Origin of the sequence: Gordonia sp. (in: high G+C Gram-positive bacteria) (genome assembly GCF_020438995.1) — a bacterium.
In the GTDB taxonomy this organism is placed as follows: domain Bacteria; phylum Actinomycetota; class Actinomycetes; order Mycobacteriales; family Mycobacteriaceae; genus Gordonia.
The window spans coordinates 1-1,576 of sequence record NZ_JAGQTN010000076.1 but is presented as its reverse complement, the minus strand read 5'-3'; the positions used below and the strand labels follow the sequence as shown (position 1 = coordinate 1,576).

At 64.4% G+C, this 1,576-nt stretch carries 2 protein-coding genes and 1 pseudogene; all 3 read right to left on the bottom strand.

Translation table 11 applies throughout. The features are described from left to right. The coding region (locus KDB67_RS06485; RefSeq protein WP_291013857.1) for an alpha/beta hydrolase-fold protein at positions 1-514 on the bottom strand (514 nt) is incomplete at its 3' end. A gap of 87 nt (positions 515-601) precedes the next feature. Next, the gene (locus KDB67_RS06480; protein WP_291013859.1) at positions 602-1,354 is read right to left on the bottom strand and encodes an amino acid ABC transporter ATP-binding protein; all 753 of its coding nucleotides are present in this window, start codon (positions 1,352-1,354) and stop codon (positions 602-604) included. Between the two features lie 17 nt (positions 1,355-1,371). Next, positions 1,372-1,576 (bottom strand): annotated as a pseudogene (locus KDB67_RS06475) (amino acid ABC transporter permease); the annotation flags it as partial.

Genomic DNA, 1,576 nt, shown 5'->3' with positions numbered 1-1,576 from the left:
TCCCGCCGATCACGTTCACGCCACTGGTCCGCAAGGACCTGTCGACAGCGCGGGGCAGTTCGGTGGTCAGGAACGTCTTCCACATCGGCTTGCCGATCACCGGGTCGCGGGCGATCCAGTCGGTGTAGTAACTCCCGATCCCCTTCTGCGGGATCACCACATTGACGTTCTTGTCGGCGAAGAACTTCACCGCATCGGTCTGCGCAAGCCAGTTTGCCCCGTCCTCACCACCGCCCGCACCGTTGAGCAGGTAGAACGTCGGCGCTCCGGGTGCCGCATCCTTGGGCCGGATGATCATCAGAGGTATCTCTGCGTTCATCGCGGCCGAGTAGGCGGTGGCCTCCCACAGGTTGTCGCGCAGGTTTCGCAACGAATGCAGTTGCCCGTCGTCGCGGGGGGCGGCACCGGCTGCCGGGGAGATGAACGAGATTGCGGTGAGTAACGCGATCAGGACGGCGAACAACACGGTTACCGGTAACCGAACGGCGCGAGAGGTGGACCACACAACAGGCATAGTAAGGGCAGCCTACACTCGTGGCCGGGTGCTCGGCCGCGCGGCCATCCCGCACCCCGACACATTCATGCCTGTCGCACACCAGCCCTAGAGCAGCTTGGACAGGAACCCCTTGGTCCGCTCGTGTTGCGGATTGGCCAGCACCTCACGCGGATTGCCGCTTTCGACGACCACGCCACCATCCATGAACACCAGTTGGTCGGCCACTTCGCGGGCGAAACCCATCTCATGGGTGACCACCAGCATCGTCATGCCGGTGGCCGCGAGCTCGCGCATCACGCCAAGCACCTCACCGACGAGTTCAGGGTCCAGTGCCGACGTCGGCTCGTCGAACAGCATCAGCTTGGGGTCCATCGCCAGCGCACGGGCGATGGCCACGCGCTGCTGCTGGCCGCCGGACAACTGGGCCGGATAGGTATCGGCCTTGCCCGCCAGCCCGACCCGGTCGAGCAGATAGCGGGCCCGTTCCAGCGCCTCGGACTTGCTCTTGCGTTTGACCCGGATGGGCGCCTCGATCACGTTCTCCAGGGCGGTGCGGTGTGGGAACAGGTTGAAGTGCTGAAACACCATGCCGATGTCCCGGCGCTGTTTGGCCGCGTCCTTGGAACTCATCTCGTACAGCTTGCCGTGCCGCTCGCGGTAGCCGATGAGATCGCCGTCGACATACAGCCGGCCCGCGTTGACTACCTCCAGGTGGTTGACGCACCGCAGGAAGGTGGATTTGCCCGAGCCCGACGGCCCGATCAGGCACATCACCTCACCGCGCTTGACCTCCAGCGAGATACCTTTGAGCACCTTGAGCGACCCGAAGTTCTTGCACACCTGGTCTGCGAGCACCATCGGTTGTTCGGTCTGGGTCACGCCGGATCTCCTGCCTGGGTCTGCGCGTCGTCCACCTGCGCGGCGGCCAGCGCCTTGAGCTGGCGGGCGGTCAACTGCCTGCTCGCGCCCTTCGCGTAGTACCGCTCCAGATAGAACTGCCCGACCATCAGGATGCTGGTCACCAGCAGATACCAGGTCGAGGCGACCAGCAGCAGCGGTATGGGTTCGAAAATGACACCG